Source organism: Microbacterium kyungheense (genome assembly GCF_006783905.1).
GTDB classification, from domain to species: domain Bacteria; phylum Actinomycetota; class Actinomycetes; order Actinomycetales; family Microbacteriaceae; genus Microbacterium; species Microbacterium kyungheense.
In genome coordinates, this window is the sequence record NZ_VFPE01000007.1 from 117,827 (window position 1) to 132,467 (window position 14,641).

The 14,641-nt window shown below is 70.4% G+C and carries 13 protein-coding genes and 1 tRNA gene; 3 read left to right on the plus strand and 11 right to left on the minus strand.

The annotated features are described in order from the left end of the window. Positions 1 to 80: 80 nt before the first annotated feature. The 6 genes from rplA to FB391_RS17890 all read right to left on the minus strand — a co-directional run bounded on the left by rplA (position 81) and on the right by FB391_RS17890 (position 3,563). Positions 81 to 773, minus strand: coding sequence for a 50S ribosomal protein L1 (gene rplA / locus FB391_RS17865; protein ID WP_018172799.1), 693 nt, complete (start codon positions 771 to 773; stop codon positions 81 to 83). A gap of 14 nt (positions 774 to 787) precedes the next feature. Further along, on the minus strand, positions 788 to 1,219 hold the full coding sequence (gene rplK / locus FB391_RS17870) for a 50S ribosomal protein L11 (RefSeq protein WP_018172800.1): 432 nt from the start codon (positions 1,217 to 1,219) through the stop codon (positions 788 to 790). 103 nt (positions 1,220 to 1,322) lie between these two features. Beyond that, positions 1,323 to 2,444: a transcription termination/antitermination protein NusG gene (gene nusG / locus FB391_RS17875; protein WP_141896445.1), complete on the minus strand. Its 1,122-nt coding sequence runs from the start codon at positions 2,442 to 2,444 to the stop codon at positions 1,323 to 1,325. 82 nt (positions 2,445 to 2,526) lie between these two features. After that, entirely contained in the window at positions 2,527 to 2,799 is a 273-nt protein-coding gene (gene secE, locus FB391_RS17880) for a preprotein translocase subunit SecE (protein ID WP_141896567.1), read from the minus strand. Positions 2,800 to 2,887: 88 nt separating this feature from the next. Beyond that, a tRNA-Trp gene (locus tag FB391_RS17885) sits at positions 2,888 to 2,960 on the minus strand. A gap of 165 nt (positions 2,961 to 3,125) precedes the next feature. Then, complete coding sequence (locus FB391_RS17890; RefSeq protein WP_141896446.1) at positions 3,126 to 3,563, minus strand: pyridoxamine 5'-phosphate oxidase family protein; 438 nt, start codon at positions 3,561 to 3,563, stop codon at positions 3,126 to 3,128. 63 nt (positions 3,564 to 3,626) lie between these two features. Between FB391_RS17890 and FB391_RS17895 the strand changes: the two genes are divergently transcribed. Next, positions 3,627 to 4,241, plus strand: coding sequence for a hypothetical protein (locus FB391_RS17895; protein ID WP_141896447.1), 615 nt, complete (start codon positions 3,627 to 3,629; stop codon positions 4,239 to 4,241). 113 nt (positions 4,242 to 4,354) lie between these two features. Here the strand turns inward: FB391_RS17895 and FB391_RS17900 are convergent, their stop codons facing one another. The 5 genes from FB391_RS17900 to gabT all read right to left on the minus strand — a co-directional run bounded on the left by FB391_RS17900 (position 4,355) and on the right by gabT (position 11,022). Next, the gene (locus FB391_RS17900; protein ID WP_141896448.1) at positions 4,355 to 5,716 is read right to left on the minus strand and encodes an NAD-dependent succinate-semialdehyde dehydrogenase; all 1,362 of its coding nucleotides are present in this window, start codon (positions 5,714 to 5,716) and stop codon (positions 4,355 to 4,357) included. A 40-nt stretch (positions 5,717 to 5,756) separates the two neighbouring features. Further along, positions 5,757 to 7,322 (minus strand): APC family permease, encoded by a 1,566-nt coding sequence (locus FB391_RS17905; protein ID WP_141896449.1) that lies wholly within the window; start codon positions 7,320 to 7,322, stop codon positions 5,757 to 5,759. Further along, positions 7,319 to 8,200 (minus strand): universal stress protein, encoded by an 882-nt coding sequence (locus FB391_RS17910; RefSeq protein ID WP_141896450.1) that lies wholly within the window; start codon positions 8,198 to 8,200, stop codon positions 7,319 to 7,321. The genes FB391_RS17905 and FB391_RS17910 overlap by 4 nt, the downstream gene beginning before the upstream one ends. Beyond that, positions 8,197 to 9,558: a flavin monoamine oxidase family protein gene (locus FB391_RS17915; RefSeq protein WP_141896451.1), complete on the minus strand. Its 1,362-nt coding sequence runs from the start codon at positions 9,556 to 9,558 to the stop codon at positions 8,197 to 8,199. The genes FB391_RS17910 and FB391_RS17915 overlap by 4 nt, the downstream gene beginning before the upstream one ends. Positions 9,559 to 9,660: 102 nt before the next feature. Next, entirely contained in the window at positions 9,661 to 11,022 is a 1,362-nt protein-coding gene (gene gabT, locus FB391_RS17920; RefSeq protein WP_141896452.1) for a 4-aminobutyrate--2-oxoglutarate transaminase, read from the minus strand. 92 nt (positions 11,023 to 11,114) lie between these two features. On the opposite strand from gabT, the gene FB391_RS17925 reads away from it, so the two are divergent. After that, entirely contained in the window at positions 11,115 to 12,647 is a 1,533-nt protein-coding gene (locus FB391_RS17925) for a PucR family transcriptional regulator (RefSeq protein WP_141896453.1), read from the plus strand. A 570-nt stretch (positions 12,648 to 13,217) separates the two neighbouring features. After that, positions 13,218 to 14,639, plus strand: a complete 1,422-nt coding sequence (locus tag FB391_RS17930; protein WP_141896454.1) for an NAD(P)/FAD-dependent oxidoreductase — start codon at positions 13,218 to 13,220, stop codon at positions 14,637 to 14,639. The last annotated feature ends 2 nt before the right edge of the window (positions 14,640 to 14,641 follow it).

Sequence of the window (14,641 nt, forward strand, 5' to 3'; positions counted from 1 at the left end):
CGGAGCGCCCCGATGTGACGCCGGGAACGACGAAGCCCCCGACCGGTGACCGGTCGGGGGCTTCGTGCGGGTGTCTGCGATCAGACGAGCGCGTTGACGTCCAGCGGGATGCCGGGGCCGAACGTGGTCGACACGGCGCCCTTCTGGATGTAGCGGCCCTTCGAGCTCGAGGGCTTCAGACGCACGATCTCTTCGAGCGCGGCCTTCAGGTTCTCGTCGAGCTGGTCGGCCGAGAACGACGCCTTGCCGACGACGAAGTGCACGTTGGCGTGCTTGTCGACGCGGAACTCGATCTTGCCGCCCTTGATCTCCTCCACGGCCTTGGCCGGGTTGGGGGTCACGGTGCCGGTCTTGGGGTTGGGCATGAGGCCGCGGGGGCCGAGCACCTTACCCAGACGACCGACCTGGCCCATGAGCTCGGGCGTCGAGACGGCCGCGTCGAACGCGGTCCAGCCGCCGGCGACCTTCTCGATGAGCTCGGCGCCGCCGACCTCGTCCGCACCCGCGGCGATCGCGGCCTCAGCGGCCGGACCCGTCGCGAACACGATGACGCGCGCGGTCTTGCCGGTGCCGTGCGGGAGGATGACGGTGCCGCGCACCATCTGGTCCGCCTTGCGCGGGTCGACCGAGAGCTTGAGCGCGACCTCGACGGTCGAGTCGAACTTCGCCGAACCGGTCTCCTTCGCGAGGGCGACAGCCTCGGTCGGGGTGTAGAACTTGTCCGCCTCGATCTTGGCGGCAGCAGCCTGGAAGGCCTTGGACTTGGTAGCCATAGTCGTTATTCCCCTCAGTCCTCGACCGTGATGCCCATGGAACGGGCGGTGCCGGCGATGATCAGCGAGGCGGCCTCGATGTCGTTCGCGTTCAGGTCGGGCATCTTCGTCTCGGCGATCTGGCGCACCTGCTCCTTGGTGAGCTTGGCGACCTTGACCGTGTGAGGCGTCTTCGAGCCCTTCTGGACGCCCGCAGCCTTCTTGATGAGCTCAGCGGCCGGCGGGGTCTTCAGGATGAACGTGAAGCTGCGGTCCTCGTAGACGGTGATCTCCACGGGGATGACGTTGCCGCGCTGCGACTCGGTCGCGGCGTTGTACGCCTTGCAGAACTCCATGATGTTGACGCCATGCTGACCGAGCGCGGGGCCGATCGGCGGCGCCGGGTTGGCTGCACCGGCGTTGATCTGAAGCTTGATCAGGCCGGTCACCTTCTTCTTCGGTGCCATTCTTGTTTCCTTTCATCGAACGGATGCCAGGGGCATCCCTTCTCCCGCACGTCCGGCATCTCCGGACAGCGGTTCCCCCGGGACGATACCCGGGAAGTCTGTGTCAGAGCTTGGTGACCTGGTCGAACGACAGCTCGACGGGGGTCTCGCGCTCGAACAGCGAGACGAGGACCGTGAGCTTGCCGCTCTCGGGCTTGATCTCGCTGATGGTGCCGGGCAGGCCCGCGAACGAGCCCTCCTTGATCGTGATGGTCTCGCCGACCTCGAAGTCGACCTCGGCGATGACGCGCGCGGCCGCAGGCTGGCCCTTCTTGGCGGCGCCGCCCTTCGCGGAGGCGACCTCCTTGACCTCGACGAGGCTCTTCAGCATGTTGAAGGCCTCTTCGAAGCGCAGCGGGGTCGGGTTGTGGGCGTTGCCCACGAAGCCGGTCACGCCGGGCGTGTGACGCACGACCGACCAGGTGTCCTCGTTGAGCTCCATGCGCACGAGCACGTAGCCGGGGATCCGGACGCGCGTGACCATCTTGCGCTGCCCGTTCTTGATCTCGACGACGTCCTCCATGGGGACCTCGATCTGGTAGATGTCTTCCTCGACCTCGAGCGTCGACTTGCGCTGCTCGATGTTGGCCTTCACCTTGCGCTCGAAGCCGGCGTAGGAGTGGATGACGTACCACTTGCCCGGAAGGCTGCGCAGCTCGGCGCGGAACGCCTCGTACGGGTCCTCGTCGTCGTCGGTCTCGTCGTCGTCGGTCTCGTCGAGGTCGGTCTCGCCGGTCTCTTCCTCTTCCTCGGCCTCGTCGACGACCGCGGCAGCGGCATCCACCTCGGCCACGAAGTCCTCGTCGAGGACGGGCTCGTCCTCGTCGCCGTTCACGTCGGGGCCGTCGTAGGGGGCGACCTCGTCGGCGGCCTCGGCCTCGAGCTCGGCGACCTCTTCGGCGATGGAGTCGTTGATCACTTCGGCGGCGGCCTCGGTCTCAGCCGCCTCGTCCAGGTTCAGTGCGTCGTTCACGATCGCGTCGGCCTCCGGGTCGTCGATGTCGATGTCGTCCAGGTCGGAGTCGTCCTCGTCCTCGTCGTCCACCACGTGGATCGCGAGATGCTCGGCCGCTTCGACCGAGCGCTCCTCAGCGGCGAGGACGTTGCCCTCCTGAGCCTCGTCGTCCTCGGACGACTGCTCGGCAGCCGTCGCCCAATCCGCGTCGTCCGAATATCTTTCCGTCACGTGAGTTCTCTTCCGTTCCGTCCGCTGCCGGACCTGCGGTCCGCCCGTGTCATGCCCCTGGCTCACGCCCGGGCGCTCGGGATCAGGCGCCGGGCACTCCGAAGACGTTCGACGTGATCCACACGAACAGCACGTCGAGGCCGTAGACGAGGGCCATCATCACGACGACGAAGCCGAGCACCACCGCCGTGTACTTCAGCAGCTCCTGGCGCGTCGGCGTGACGACCTTGCGGAGCTCGGCGAAGACCTGACGGATGAACAGGGCGATGCGAGCGAAGACGTTGGGCTTCTTCTCGCGAGGCGCGGTCGTTCCCTCAGCGGGGACGACTTCGCCCTTCGGCTCGTCCTGAACCATCGATGCCACCTGATTACCTTCCGTGAGCCGACACGGATCGGCACACTGTGTTTGTCAACCACCGGACGAGCCGGTGTTGCGCTGAGCGCAGGGCGGACAGGAATCGAACCTGCAACCTGCGGTTTTGGAGACCGCTGCTCTGCCAATTGAGCTACCGCCCTAGAGACCCGGAGGTCTCGCTGAACCCGCACTCCTCCCCCGTCGTCCGACTGGGGAGCACTGTTCCTGACCGGCAGGCACAGCGAAAGAATGCAGACTTCAACTGCATGATCAAGTGTACGGCATGCCCGAGGGCCCCGCGAACCGGGCCGCACTCTCGCACTCGATCAGTACTGCTGGATGCCGTACCGGTCGGGCTCCGGAGCACGCTCGAAGGCGCGTCCCGAGATCACGGTGGGCTCCACCCGCACGTACGTGTACTTGAGTGTCGGGATCCACGGCCGCAGTCCCAGTCCGTCCGCGCGCTCGACGTCGGCGGAGCGGTCGAGCGGGTGCGCCCGGCCGCGCAGGATCACGCTCCAGGCGTCGGTGTCGGTGTGGTCGTCGACTTCGAAGAGCACCTCGTCGTTGACGGTGAGCTCGAAGAGCTTGCTGCCCTGTGCGGTGCGGAACAGCACGCTCTGGCCGTCGACCACGTAGTTCACGGGGAAGATGTCGAGCACATCCCCCACATGCGTGACGAGGCGTCCGAGCTCCTGCTGACGCAGTCGCTCCCAGCACTGCTCGTCCGAGAGCGCGACGACGGGATCCGGTGTGTCTGCCATACCCCCATCCTCGCCCTTGGCGACCCGGCACGACACCCCCGGAAGACGGTCTAGCATTCCGGCATGACCCTGTCGCAGGCGCGGCTCGACGAGCTGTGGGACTTCTCCGATCCCGCCGGATCCGGGGCCAGGCTGCGGCGTGCCGCCGAGGGCGAAGACGATGCCGCCGTCCGCGCGGAGCTGCAGACGCAGGTGGCACGGGCCCTCGGGCTGCAGGAGCGCTTCGCCGAGGCCGACGCGGCACTCGACGCGGTCGCGATCGCCGACGACGCGGTGGCGGCGCGGGCGGCACTGGAGCGCGGGCGTGTACGCAACTCGGCCGGCGACCCCGACGCCGCGATCCCCTACTTCACGGCGGCGCTGGATGCGGCATCCCGGCCCGACCTCGTCTTCCTCCGCGTCGACGCGCTCCACATGCTGGCGATCGCCGACGCCGAGCAGGCCGACGCGTGGACGGATGCCGCCCACGCCGCGCTCGACGCCGTCGACGACCCGCGCACGCTGCGATGGCGCGTCGCCCTGCACAACAACACCGGGTGGCGGCGGCTCGATGCGGGGCGCGTCGGCGACGCCGTCACATCGTTCGAGCTGGCCCGGGATGCCGCGGCACGCTGGGGCACGCCGCAGCAGGTGCAGTGGGCCGACGAGGCTCTCGCAGAGGCGCGCTTCCTGCTCTGACGGAATCCGGTCGTTGAGCGGAGCGACGGAGGAGCGGAGACGAAACGCGTCGTGCGCACGGTCAGGCGCGTTTCGTCTCGCTCGTACCTCGCTCGCTCAACGACCGGGTGGTGTTAGACGCCGACGCGGATGAGCTTCTTGTTGACGAACTCGTCGGCGGCGAGGAACCCCATCTCGCGGGCCGTGCCGGAGCGCTTCACGCCGCCGAAGGGCAGCGCGGGCTCGTCGGCCAGCACGACGTTGACGTAGACCATGCCGGCGTCGATCTTGTCGGCGACGCGCGCCGCCTGCGCCTCGTCGGTCGTGAACACGTACGACCCGAGGCCGAAGCTGGTGTCGTTCGCCAGCGCGACGGCGGCATCCTCGTCGGCGACCTGGTAGACCACGCCCACGGGGCCGAAGAACTCCTCGCGATACGCGTCCATGTCGCTGGTCACGCCGGTGAGCACGGTGCCCGGGTAGTAGGCGCCGTCACGCACGCCGCCGGCGACGAGCGTCGCGCCCTGCGCGACGGCGTTGTCGACCTGCGCCGCGAGGCGCTCGGCGGCGGTCAGCGACGACAGCGGACCGAGGACCGTGTCGTCGGCGAACGGGTCCCCGACCTTCGCGCCCGACATCGCCGCGGTGAACTTCTCCAGGAACGCGTCGTACAGGCCCTCGACCACGATGAAGCGCTTGGCGGCGTTGCAGGACTGGCCGTTGTTGTCGAGGCGTGCGGCCACGGCGGCCTCCACGGTCGCGTCGAGGTCGTCCGTCGACAGCAGGATGAACGGGTCCGAGCCGCCGAGCTCCAGCGCCACCTTCTTGAGGTTGCGCCCCGCGATCTCGGCGACGGCGGCGCCGGCGCGCTCGGATCCCGTCACCGACACGCCCTGCACGCGGCGGTCGGCGATCACGGCGGCCGCCTGGTCGTTGGTCGCGTAGATGTTCGTGTACTCGGCGCCCAGTCCGGCGTCCGCGTAGATCGCGGCGATCGCCGCGGCCGACTCGGGGCACTGCGGCGCGTGCTTGAGCAGGATCGTATTGCCCACCACGAGGTTCGGCGCCGCGAAGCGGGCGACCTGGTAGTAGGGGAAGTTCCACGGCATGATGCCCAGCAGCACGCCCAGCGGCGTGCGCCGGATCACCGCCGTGCCCTCACCGTCGATCTCGAGCGGCTGGTCGCCGGTGATGCGGTCCGCGTGGTCGGCGTAGTACTGGGTGATGTCGGCGGCGAAGTCGACCTCGCCGAGCGCCGCCTCCAGCGGCTTGCCCATCTCGCGCACGATGATCGCGGCGAGCTCGTCCCGACGCTCGCGGTGCAGGTCGGCGACCTTGCGGATGCGGGCGGCGCGCTCGTCGACCGAGGTCGTCCGCCACGTGCGGTAGGCGGCATCCGCCCCCGCGATGGCGGCCTCGAGGGCCTCGTCGGTGATGGTCGGATACGTGGCCAGGGTCTCACCCGTGGCCGGGTTGACGACGGCGTAGTCGCTCATGGGTGCTTCTCCGATCGAAGGGATGGGGTCAGTCTGCCGGTCAGCGGCCGGCGCGTCGAAGGCTGGCGGGGGCGTCGATACTGAGTGTCTCACCGCGGAAGAACGCCGGACGCTTGATCGCCTGCCAGATCATGATGGCGATGCCGACGACGATGATGCCGACGCCGAGCACGAACACGAGGCCGACGCCGCCGACGCTCGAACCGCTGCCGTAGGCGGGGTCCATGGAGTCGATGAGCGTCGTGACGAACAGCACCGCGAGGATGGCACCGCCGACGAGCGGGAACAGGAACGTGAAGAAGAAGCTCCGCGCCGAGTCGAACCACTGCTTGCGGAAGTACCACACGCACGCGAACGCGGTGAGTCCGTAGTAGAAGCAGATCATCATGCCGAGCGAGAGGATCGTGTCGGTCAGGACGTTCTCGCTGACGATGCGCATGACGGCGTAGAACACCGAGGCGACGATCGCCGAGACGATGGTGGCGTACCCGGGCGTGAAGAACCGCGGGCTGACCTTCGCGAACTTCGCCGGCAGCGCGCCGTAGTGGCCCATCGCGAGCAGCGTGCGCGCCGGGCCGACGGCGGTCGACTGCAGCGACGCGGCCGAGCTCGACAGCACCGCGAGCGACACGAGGAACGCCAGGGGTCCGAGGATCGGGTCCGACAGGGCGAAGAACACGTTCGCCGAGATCTCTTCGTTGGCGAGCCCGAGGCCGCTCGATCCGACGCCGGCGAACATGATGAGGCCGATCGACAGCAGCAGGTACAGGCTCACCACCACGACCACGGTCACCATGGCCGCACGGCCCGGCGTCTTCGCGGGGTTCTTGGTCTCTTCGTTCATGGTCAGGACGACGTCCCAGCCCCAGAAGATGAAGATCGACAGCGACAGCCCGGCGGCGAACGCGCTGAAGGACGACACCTCGAACGGGTTGAACCACGACCACGAGAACGCGGTCGGGTCCGGTGCCTCGCCGTCCACGGCCTTCACGATCGCGACGACCGCGAAGAGCACGAGCACCACGACCTGGAAGCCGACCAGCACGTACTGGAACTTCTGCGTGGTCTGCATGTCGCGGTACGAGATGAGCGTCGCGCCCAGCATGAACAGCAGGCACACGACGACGTTGATGACCGGGTTGAACGCCAGCTCGGCGATGTCGGGGTTGCCCGTCAGCTGCGCGATCAGCAGGAACAGGAACTCCACGGCGATGCCCGCGAGGTTCGACAGCACGATGACGGTGGCGGCGACGAGCCCCCAGCCGGTCATCCAGCCGATCCACGGGCCGAAGGCCCGCACGCCCCACGTGAACGACGTGCCCGAGTCGGGCATCGCCCGGTTGAGCTCGCGGTAGCCGAAGGCGGTAAGCAGCATCGGGATGAAGCCGACCAGGATGATCGCCGGCACCTGCGTGCCCACGACCGCGACCGTCGGGCCGAGCGACGCCGTCAGCGTGTAGGCCGGCGCGATCGTGGAGACGCCGATGACGACGGCTCCGAGGACGCCCACGGCGCCGGCGCTGAGGCCCTTCTTGGACAGACCGCCGGCATCGGCGCCGGAGGCGGGGGCGAGCGGCGCCGCAGCGCCGGTGTTCTGAGCGCTCATCGTGACGCGCCTTCCTGGCGCGTGCGGGGCACGACGACCATCGGGACGGGAAGCTCGTGCAGCATCTTCGCCGCCGTCGAGCCGAGGAACAGGCGCCGGGGCTGGGCCAGCCGGCTGGAGCCGACGACGGCGATCTCGCCCGGCTCCCACGCGAGGTGGGCGACGGCGTCCTCGATGCTGTCGCCGCGGGCGACGACGACCTCGGCCTCGACATCGTCGGGGAGGGCGTCCAGCGCCCTGCTGAGCACGTCGTCGGCGTGCGCGGCGCCGGCGATGCGGATCACGCCGGTGTCGACGGTCGCGGGCAGGTCGACGGACACCAGCGACAGCAGGCGCAGCTCGGCGCCGGTGGCGGCCGCGAGGGCGATGCTCTCGTCGAGCAGCGCCTCGGCGCCCGGCCTGGTGCCGATCGCCGCGGTCACCCGCGTGATGCCGGTCGCCTCCATGCGGCGCGACCCCTCGGGGGCGAGCACCACGGGGACGTCCGACGAGTGCAGGAGCTCGTTCGCCACGGTGCCGAGGCGGTGGCGTCCGCGCAGGCCGCCGTTGGCGGCCCCGACGACGATGTGGGATGCCGCCAGCTCATGCGCGGCGGCCTCGAGGCCCTCGGCGAACGAGTCGCCGAAGCGGACGTGCGACCGCGACGTGACGGCATCCGGGATCGTCCGGGCCGCCTCGGCGAGCCACGTCTCGGCCTGACCCAGCAGGTATCGGTCGTAGCTCGCGTCGGGCGGGGTGATGACGCTGCGGTCCTCCCCCGGCAGAACGAGGACGAGGTCGAGCTCGGCGCCCGTGGCCGCGGCCAGGCGCGAGCCCAGGGCGACGGCATCCGCTCCCGCGTCGGTCGCGGTGTAGCCGACGACGATCCGCGCGGTCATCGTCGTGCCGCCTCGAGGACGTTGGCCGCGGCGAAGCGGCCCATGCGGATCGCGCCGTCGACGTGCTGGTAGCCGGCGCCGGCCATGTCGCTGCAGGCGAAGTGGATCGGGCCGACGGCGGCACGCAGATCGGCGCCGTACCGGTGCAGCCCGCCCATGTCGAAGCTCGCGGCGTAGGCGCCGCGCGTCCACTCCTCCGAGCCCCAGTCGCTCTCGTAGTACACGACCGGGTTCTTCGCCTCGGGACCGTAGTAGTGCGACAGCGACTCGAGGATGCGCTCCTTGCGCTCCTCGGCCGAGAGGGTGAACAGGTCGTCGGCGTTCTGGTCGCTGACGAAGCCCACCAGCGTGCCGCGCTCGTCGCCGTGGTTGGTGTTGTCGTAGGCCTCGTGCGACAGCTCGTAGGGGCTGAACGCCGTGCCGGACAGGCCCTGCTCGCGCCAGAACGGACGGTCGTAGACGGCGTGCACCTTGATCACGAAGCCCATCGAGAGGTGCTGGTGGAGCTGGTGCTGACGGCGAGGCAGTGCCGGCACGAACGAGATGCGGTCGTAGAGGACCGGGGCGTGCGCGAGGATCGCGTAGCGCGCGTTGACGCGCAGGTCGCCGTCGGCGTGGGCGACGACGCCCTCGTCCGACCACTCCAGGGTGCGCACGGCGTGACCGAGCAGCACGTCGTCGCCGAGCCGCTCGGCCAGCAGGATCGGCACCTGCTGCAGTCCTCCGACGACTCGCTTGTCGAGGATGAAGTCCGCGTCGACGAGGTTGGAGTACGAACCGGCCGACGCCGCCATCAGCAGCGACTGCAGCAGCGAGAACGCGTGCGTCGGCTTGGTGAGCATCGCCGAACCGGTCGCGAACGCGAGGTTGCGGACGGCCTCGTCGTCGTCGGTCTGCGCACGCAGCCACGCGTCCCACGTGACGGCGTCCCACTCGGCGGCCTTCGGGTGCTCCCACGGGCGGTCCGGGTCGATCTCGGCGACCATCGCGTCCAGGCGCTCGGTGATCTCGGCGATCGCCTGCTCGGTCTCGGGCGCGACCGGGAACATCTCGCCGGTGAAGCGGTGCAGCGTGCCGTCGGGCCCGACGTAGACGCTGTCGCCCTCGCGGTAGCGGCTGAAGGTCTCCAGGCCGAGCTCGGCGATGGTCTCTTTGAGCGCGTCCTGGTCGGGTGAGACCCACTGGCCGCCGATCTCGAGCATCGCCCCGTCGATGACGTCCGTCCACAGGCGGCCGCCCACGCGGTCGCGCGCCTCGAGCACGACGACCGACAGACCGGCCTTCTTCAGTTCGTTGGCGGCGGTGGTGCCGGCGGCGCCGGCGCCGATGATGACGACGTCACGGGTCAGCTCGGTCATTCGGACTCCTTTGTCGGGCGCGCCGGCGGGCGCGCATCCTGCGGTTCTTGCGTTCGGATGGATGCCGCGACCGCCGTGCTGCGGCGGTCGCGGCATCCCGGATCAGTTGTCGGCCAGCGCGGCCGCTATGACGTCCAGGCCCTCGTGGAGCAGGTCGTCGGTGATCGAGAGCGGCGGCAGGAAACGGATCACGTTCCCGTAGGTGCCGCACGTGAGCACGATGACGCCCTGTGCGATGGACGCCTTCGCGACCGCGGCGGTGAGCGCGGCATCCGGCTCGCCCGTCGCAGGGTCGACGAACTCGGCGGCGATCATCGCGCCGTGGCCGCGGACGTCGCCGATGCGGGGGTCGGCGGACTGCAGCTGCTGCAGACGGCCCTTGAGGATCTCTTCGATCTCGCGGGCGCGCTCGACCATGCCGTCGTTCTCGAACACGTCGATCGCGGCCACCGCGGCGGCGCAGGCGATCGGGTTGCCGCCGTAGGTGCCGCCGAGTCCGCCCGAGTGCGAGGCGTCCATGATCTCGGCCCGGCCCGTCACGGCCGCCAGGGGCAGGCCCCCCGCGATGCCCTTGGCGGTCGTGATGAGGTCCGGCACGATGCCGAAGACCTCGCTCGCGAACATGCGTCCGGTGCGAGCGAAGCCGGTCTGGATCTCGTCGGCGATGAACACCACGCCGTTGGCGCGGCACCACTCGACGATGGCGGGAAGGAACCCGTCGGCGGGCACGATGAAGCCGCCCTCGCCCTGGATGGGCTCGATGATGACCGCGGCCAGGTTGTCGGCGCCGACCTGCTTCTCGATCATCGAGATGGCCCTCTTGGCGGCGAGGCCGCCGTCGAGGCCGTCGCGGTACGGGTACGACAGCGGGGCGCGATAGATCTCCGACGCGAACGGGCCGAACCCGCTCTTGTACGGCATGGCCTTCGCGGTCAGGGCCATCGTCAGGTTCGTGCGGCCGTGGTAGCCGTGGTCGAATGCGACGACGGCCTGCTTGCCGGTGTACTTGCGGGCGATCTTGACGGCGTTCTCGACCGCCTCGGCACCCGAGTTGAACAGCGCGCTCTTCTTGGCGTGGTCGCCCGGGGTGATGCGGTTCAGCGCCTCGGCGACCGTCACGTACGAGTCGTAGGGCGAGATCATGAAGCACGTGTGGGTGAACTGCGCCACCTGCTCCTGGACGGCCTTCACGACCTTGGGGTGCGCGTTGCCGATCGTGGTCACCGCGATGCCCGAGCCGAGGTCGATGAGCGAGTTGCCGTCGGCGTCCACGACGACACCGCCGCCGGCTGCCACCGCCTGCACGGGGACGGTATGCCCGACGCCGGCTGCGACGGCGTCGGCCTTGCGGTCCAGCAGCTCCTGCGACCGCGGGCCGGGGATGCTGGTGACGAGGCGGCGCTCCTGGGGCAGGGTGGGGCCGCCGAGGGGCGTTGCGGTGAGGGTGTCGGCTGCGCTGCTCATGCTCGGGAGCGTATGTCGGCGCTCCGGCCGGCCGCACCTGCCGCCACGTACATTCTGTCCGGCTCGCTGTACGACCCGTACACTCGGGGATCATGGACGCGGACGACGCCCCCACCCTGCGCGCGCTGCTCGCTCGTCGCGATCTGCACCTCTCGCTGGCGGTCGACGATGTCGAGGCGGCGGCGCTGGACCGCGCGATCCGGTGGGTGCACAGCTCGGACCTCGCCGACCCGACGCCGTTCCTGTCGGAAGGCCTCGTGCTGCTGACGACCGGCACGCAGTTCCCCGGTGGCGACGGCGCCGACGCGCCGGAGCCGTATCACGCGTACGTGCGCCGGCTGGCGGCGCGCGGGGTGGTCGGCCTCGGGTTCGGCACCGAGGTGGTGCGTGACGGCATCCCTCCCGCGCTGGTGGACGCCTGCCGTGACGAGCGGATGCCGCTGTTCGAGGTCCCGTACCGCACCCCGTTCATCGCCGTCGCCCGCGCCAACGCCGAGGCGATCGCGGCCGAGGCGTACGCACGGCGCAGCTGGGCGCTCGCCGCGCAGCGGGCGATCGCACTGGCCGCCCTGCGGCCGGACGGCCTCGGCGCGACCGTCGCCGAGCTGGCCAAGCAGCTCGACACGTGGGTGGGCATGTTCGACGCTGCCGGCGAGCCGGCGCGCGAGCATCCGGCGGCCGGTCTGGATCCCGAGACGGCGGCGGCGCTGCAGCGCGAGGTGACGGCGGTGCTGCACCGTGGTGCGCGCGCCGGCTCGTCGCTGCGCATCGGCGACACGCCCTTCACGCTGCAGACGCTCGGCCGCGGCGGTCATCTGCGCGGGGTCATCGCGATCGCTGCCGGGGATCTCGACCAGGAAGGGCGCGTCGTCGTGACGTCGGTCATCGCCATGGCGGGACTCGCCCTGGAGCAGCAGCAGGGCCTCGTGCGTGCGCGCAGCGCGCTGCGCGCGGGACTCGTGCAGTCGCTGCTGGCGGGCGATCCGGCGCTCGCACGGCGCACGTCGCGCGAGCTGTGGGGTCCGCTTCCGCCCGCGCCGGTGACCGTGGGACTGACGGATGCCGCCTCCGCGCGTGTGGACGGCATCGCCGAACTGTTGGAGCTCTGGGCCGACGAACGCCGCGGCGCACTGTTCTTCGGACGCACCGACGACGGCCTCGTGCTCGTCGTCCCCGCCGGCGAGCTGTCGGCCCTCCGCGACCTCGCCGACCGGTTCGAGCTGCGGATCGGCCTGTCGGACCCGGCGGGCTACGACGGGTTCACCGCGGCGGTCGGCCAGGCGCGAGTCGCGCGCGACCGCGGCATCGGCCCGATCACCGCGTTCGCCGACGTGTCGCGCGCCGGCGTGCTGTCGGCGTTCACCGACGAGGCGCGATCGCTCGCGCGCGCCGAGCTGGCCCCGCTGTACGACCACGACGCGTCGCAGGGCACGCACCTCGTCGACACGCTGCAGGTGTGGCTGGACAAGGACTGCTCTCACGAGGCCACCGCTCAGGCGCTGGGCGTGCACCGCCACACCGTGCGCACGCGGCTGGCGCTGGTCGAGCGCGTGCTCGGCCGCGACCTGTCGTCCTTCGCGACGCGCGCCGAGCTGTGGGCGGCGCTGCGCGCGCTCGACGCCTGACCTCGGCGAGCCGGGCCCCCGACGATGCGACGTTCGCCGCCGTCGGGTCGGCTCGGGCGGGCTCGCCTGAGGCGTATATCGAAAAAGCCCGATGAACCTCCTGCTCACACGAAAGGGGAACCGTCCGGACCTCGTTGAACCTCCGGTTCACATGCTGGTGCAGTGGATGGTGCGTGAACCGAAAGTTCACCGGCCGCCTTGTCACCCGTGTGAACGGGACGTTCACCGGCAGCCCCACCAGACCGTGTGAACCGGAAGTTCACCGACGCCATGTGAACCGGAAGTTCATCGACGCCGTCTAAACCGAACATTCACCGACCCGGTGTGAACCGGAAGTTCACCGACGCCGTGTGAACCACACATTCACCGCCCCGGTGTGAACCGGAAGTTCACCGACGCCGTCTGAACCGAACACTCACCGACGCCGTGTGAAACGGAAGTTCACCGACGCCGTGTGAACCGGAGGTTCATCGGGTTCTACGGATACACCCCTACGGACGGTATGGTCCGCGGCCATCTGCGCACATTCCGCATCGATGGGTCCGCCCGCCGGCGCGGCAGGATGAGGGCATGCGCACCTCGACGCCCGACGCCTCCGTCCCGAACGGCGAGGTGTCGTGGTGGTGGCGCAGCCTCGGCGGCCCACCGCCGTTCCGGGCCCCGCTGCCGGGCGACCTCGACGCCGATGTCGCCATCGTGGGTGCGGGCTACACCGGGCTGTGGACGGCGTACTACCTGAAGCGCGCGCAGCCCGATCTGCGCATCGTCGTGCTCGAGCAGCGGTTCGCCGGATTCGGGGCATCGGGCCGCAACGGCGGCTGGCTCACGAACTCGGTGACGGGCGGCCGTGAGCGCTACGTCGATCGGTCCGTCAGCGCGTCCGAGGGCGGATGCGACGCGGCGGTCGCCCAGCAGCGTGCGCTCAACGAGAGCGTCGACGAGGTCATCGCGGTCGCCGCGCGCGAGGGCATCGACGCCGACATCGTGAAAGGCGGCGAGCTCGAGGTCGCCCGCACGCCTGCGCAGCTCGCACGGCTGCAGGCGTTCGCCGCGGCCGAGCAGGCCTGGCCGCACACCGATGTGGAGACGTGGGATGCCGCGGCCACCGCATCCCGGATCCGCATCGCCGGCGCGCTCGGCGCCGTCTGGCACCCGCACTGCGCGCGTGTCCACCCGGCGAAGCTCGTGCGGGGCCTGGCCGCCGCCGTCGAGCGGCTCGGCGTCACCATCCACGAGCAGACGCGCGTGCTCGACATCTCCGCCGGCCGCGCCGTCACCGACCGCGGAACGGTGCGCGCGACGCACGTGCTGCGAGCGACGGAGGGATTCACCGCGGATCTGCGCGGCGAGCACCGGACGTGGCTGCCGATGAACTCGTCGATGATCGTGACCGAGCCGCTTCCCGCGGGATTCTGGGATGCCGTCGGCTGGCGCGCGCACGAGACGCTCGGCGACTTCGCGCACGTCTACATGTACGCGCAGCGGACGGCCGACGACCGCATCGCGTTCGGCGGGCGGGGTGTGCCGTACCGCTACGGGTCGCGCGTCGACACGGACGGCTCGACGCAGCGGCGGACCATCGCCTCGCTCACGCGTCTGCTGCGCGACTTCTTCCCGGATGCCGCCGGCACTCCGATCGCGCACGCCTGGGCCGGCGTGCTGGGGGTTCCCCGCGACTGGTCGGCGACCGTCGTGCACGACCGCGCCAACGGGCTCGGCTGGGCGGGCGGCTATGTCGGCACGGGCGTGACCGCCACCAACCTCGCCGGACGCACGCTCGCCGATCTCGTGCTGGAGCGCGACACCGAGCTCACACGGCTCCCGTGGGTGGGGCACCGGGCCCAGCGCTGGGAGGCCGAACCCCTGCGGTGGACCGCCGTCAACGCGATCTACGCCGCGTACGGGATGGCCGACCGGGCCGAGGCATCCTCCCGCTCCCCACGCACGGCGTGGCCGGCGCACCTCGCCGACGCGATCGCCGGGCGGCACTGACC

What these genes read in the sequence shown, in the direction of transcription:
- FB391_RS17890 (WP_141896446.1), bottom strand. Translation starts at nt 3,563, where the DNA reads ATGGCAGACACACCGGATCCCGTCGTCGCGCTCTCGGACGAGCAGTGC.
- FB391_RS17910 (WP_141896450.1), bottom strand. Translation starts at nt 8,200, where the DNA reads ATGACCGCGCGGATCGTCGTCGGCTACACCGCGACCGACGCGGGAGCG.
- FB391_RS17905 (WP_141896449.1), bottom strand. Translation starts at nt 7,322, where the DNA reads ATGAGCGCTCAGAACACCGGCGCTGCGGCGCCGCTCGCCCCCGCCTCC.
- FB391_RS17915 (WP_141896451.1), bottom strand. Translation starts at nt 9,558, where the DNA reads ATGACCGAGCTGACCCGTGACGTCGTCATCATCGGCGCCGGCGCCGCC.
- rplA (WP_018172799.1), bottom strand. Translation starts at nt 773, where the DNA reads ATGGCTACCAAGTCCAAGGCCTTCCAGGCTGCTGCCGCCAAGATCGAG.
- FB391_RS17925 (WP_141896453.1), top strand. Translation starts at nt 11,115, where the DNA reads ATGGACGCGGACGACGCCCCCACCCTGCGCGCGCTGCTCGCTCGTCGC.
- rplK (WP_018172800.1), bottom strand. Translation starts at nt 1,219, where the DNA reads ATGGCACCGAAGAAGAAGGTGACCGGCCTGATCAAGCTTCAGATCAAC.
- FB391_RS17930 (WP_141896454.1), top strand. Translation starts at nt 13,218, where the DNA reads ATGCGCACCTCGACGCCCGACGCCTCCGTCCCGAACGGCGAGGTGTCG.
- secE (WP_141896567.1), bottom strand. Translation starts at nt 2,799, where the DNA reads ATGGTTCAGGACGAGCCGAAGGGCGAAGTCGTCCCCGCTGAGGGAACG.
- gabT (WP_141896452.1), bottom strand. Translation starts at nt 11,022, where the DNA reads ATGAGCAGCGCAGCCGACACCCTCACCGCAACGCCCCTCGGCGGCCCC.
- FB391_RS17895 (WP_141896447.1), top strand. Translation starts at nt 3,627, where the DNA reads ATGACCCTGTCGCAGGCGCGGCTCGACGAGCTGTGGGACTTCTCCGAT.
- FB391_RS17900 (WP_141896448.1), bottom strand. Translation starts at nt 5,716, where the DNA reads ATGAGCGACTACGCCGTCGTCAACCCGGCCACGGGTGAGACCCTGGCC.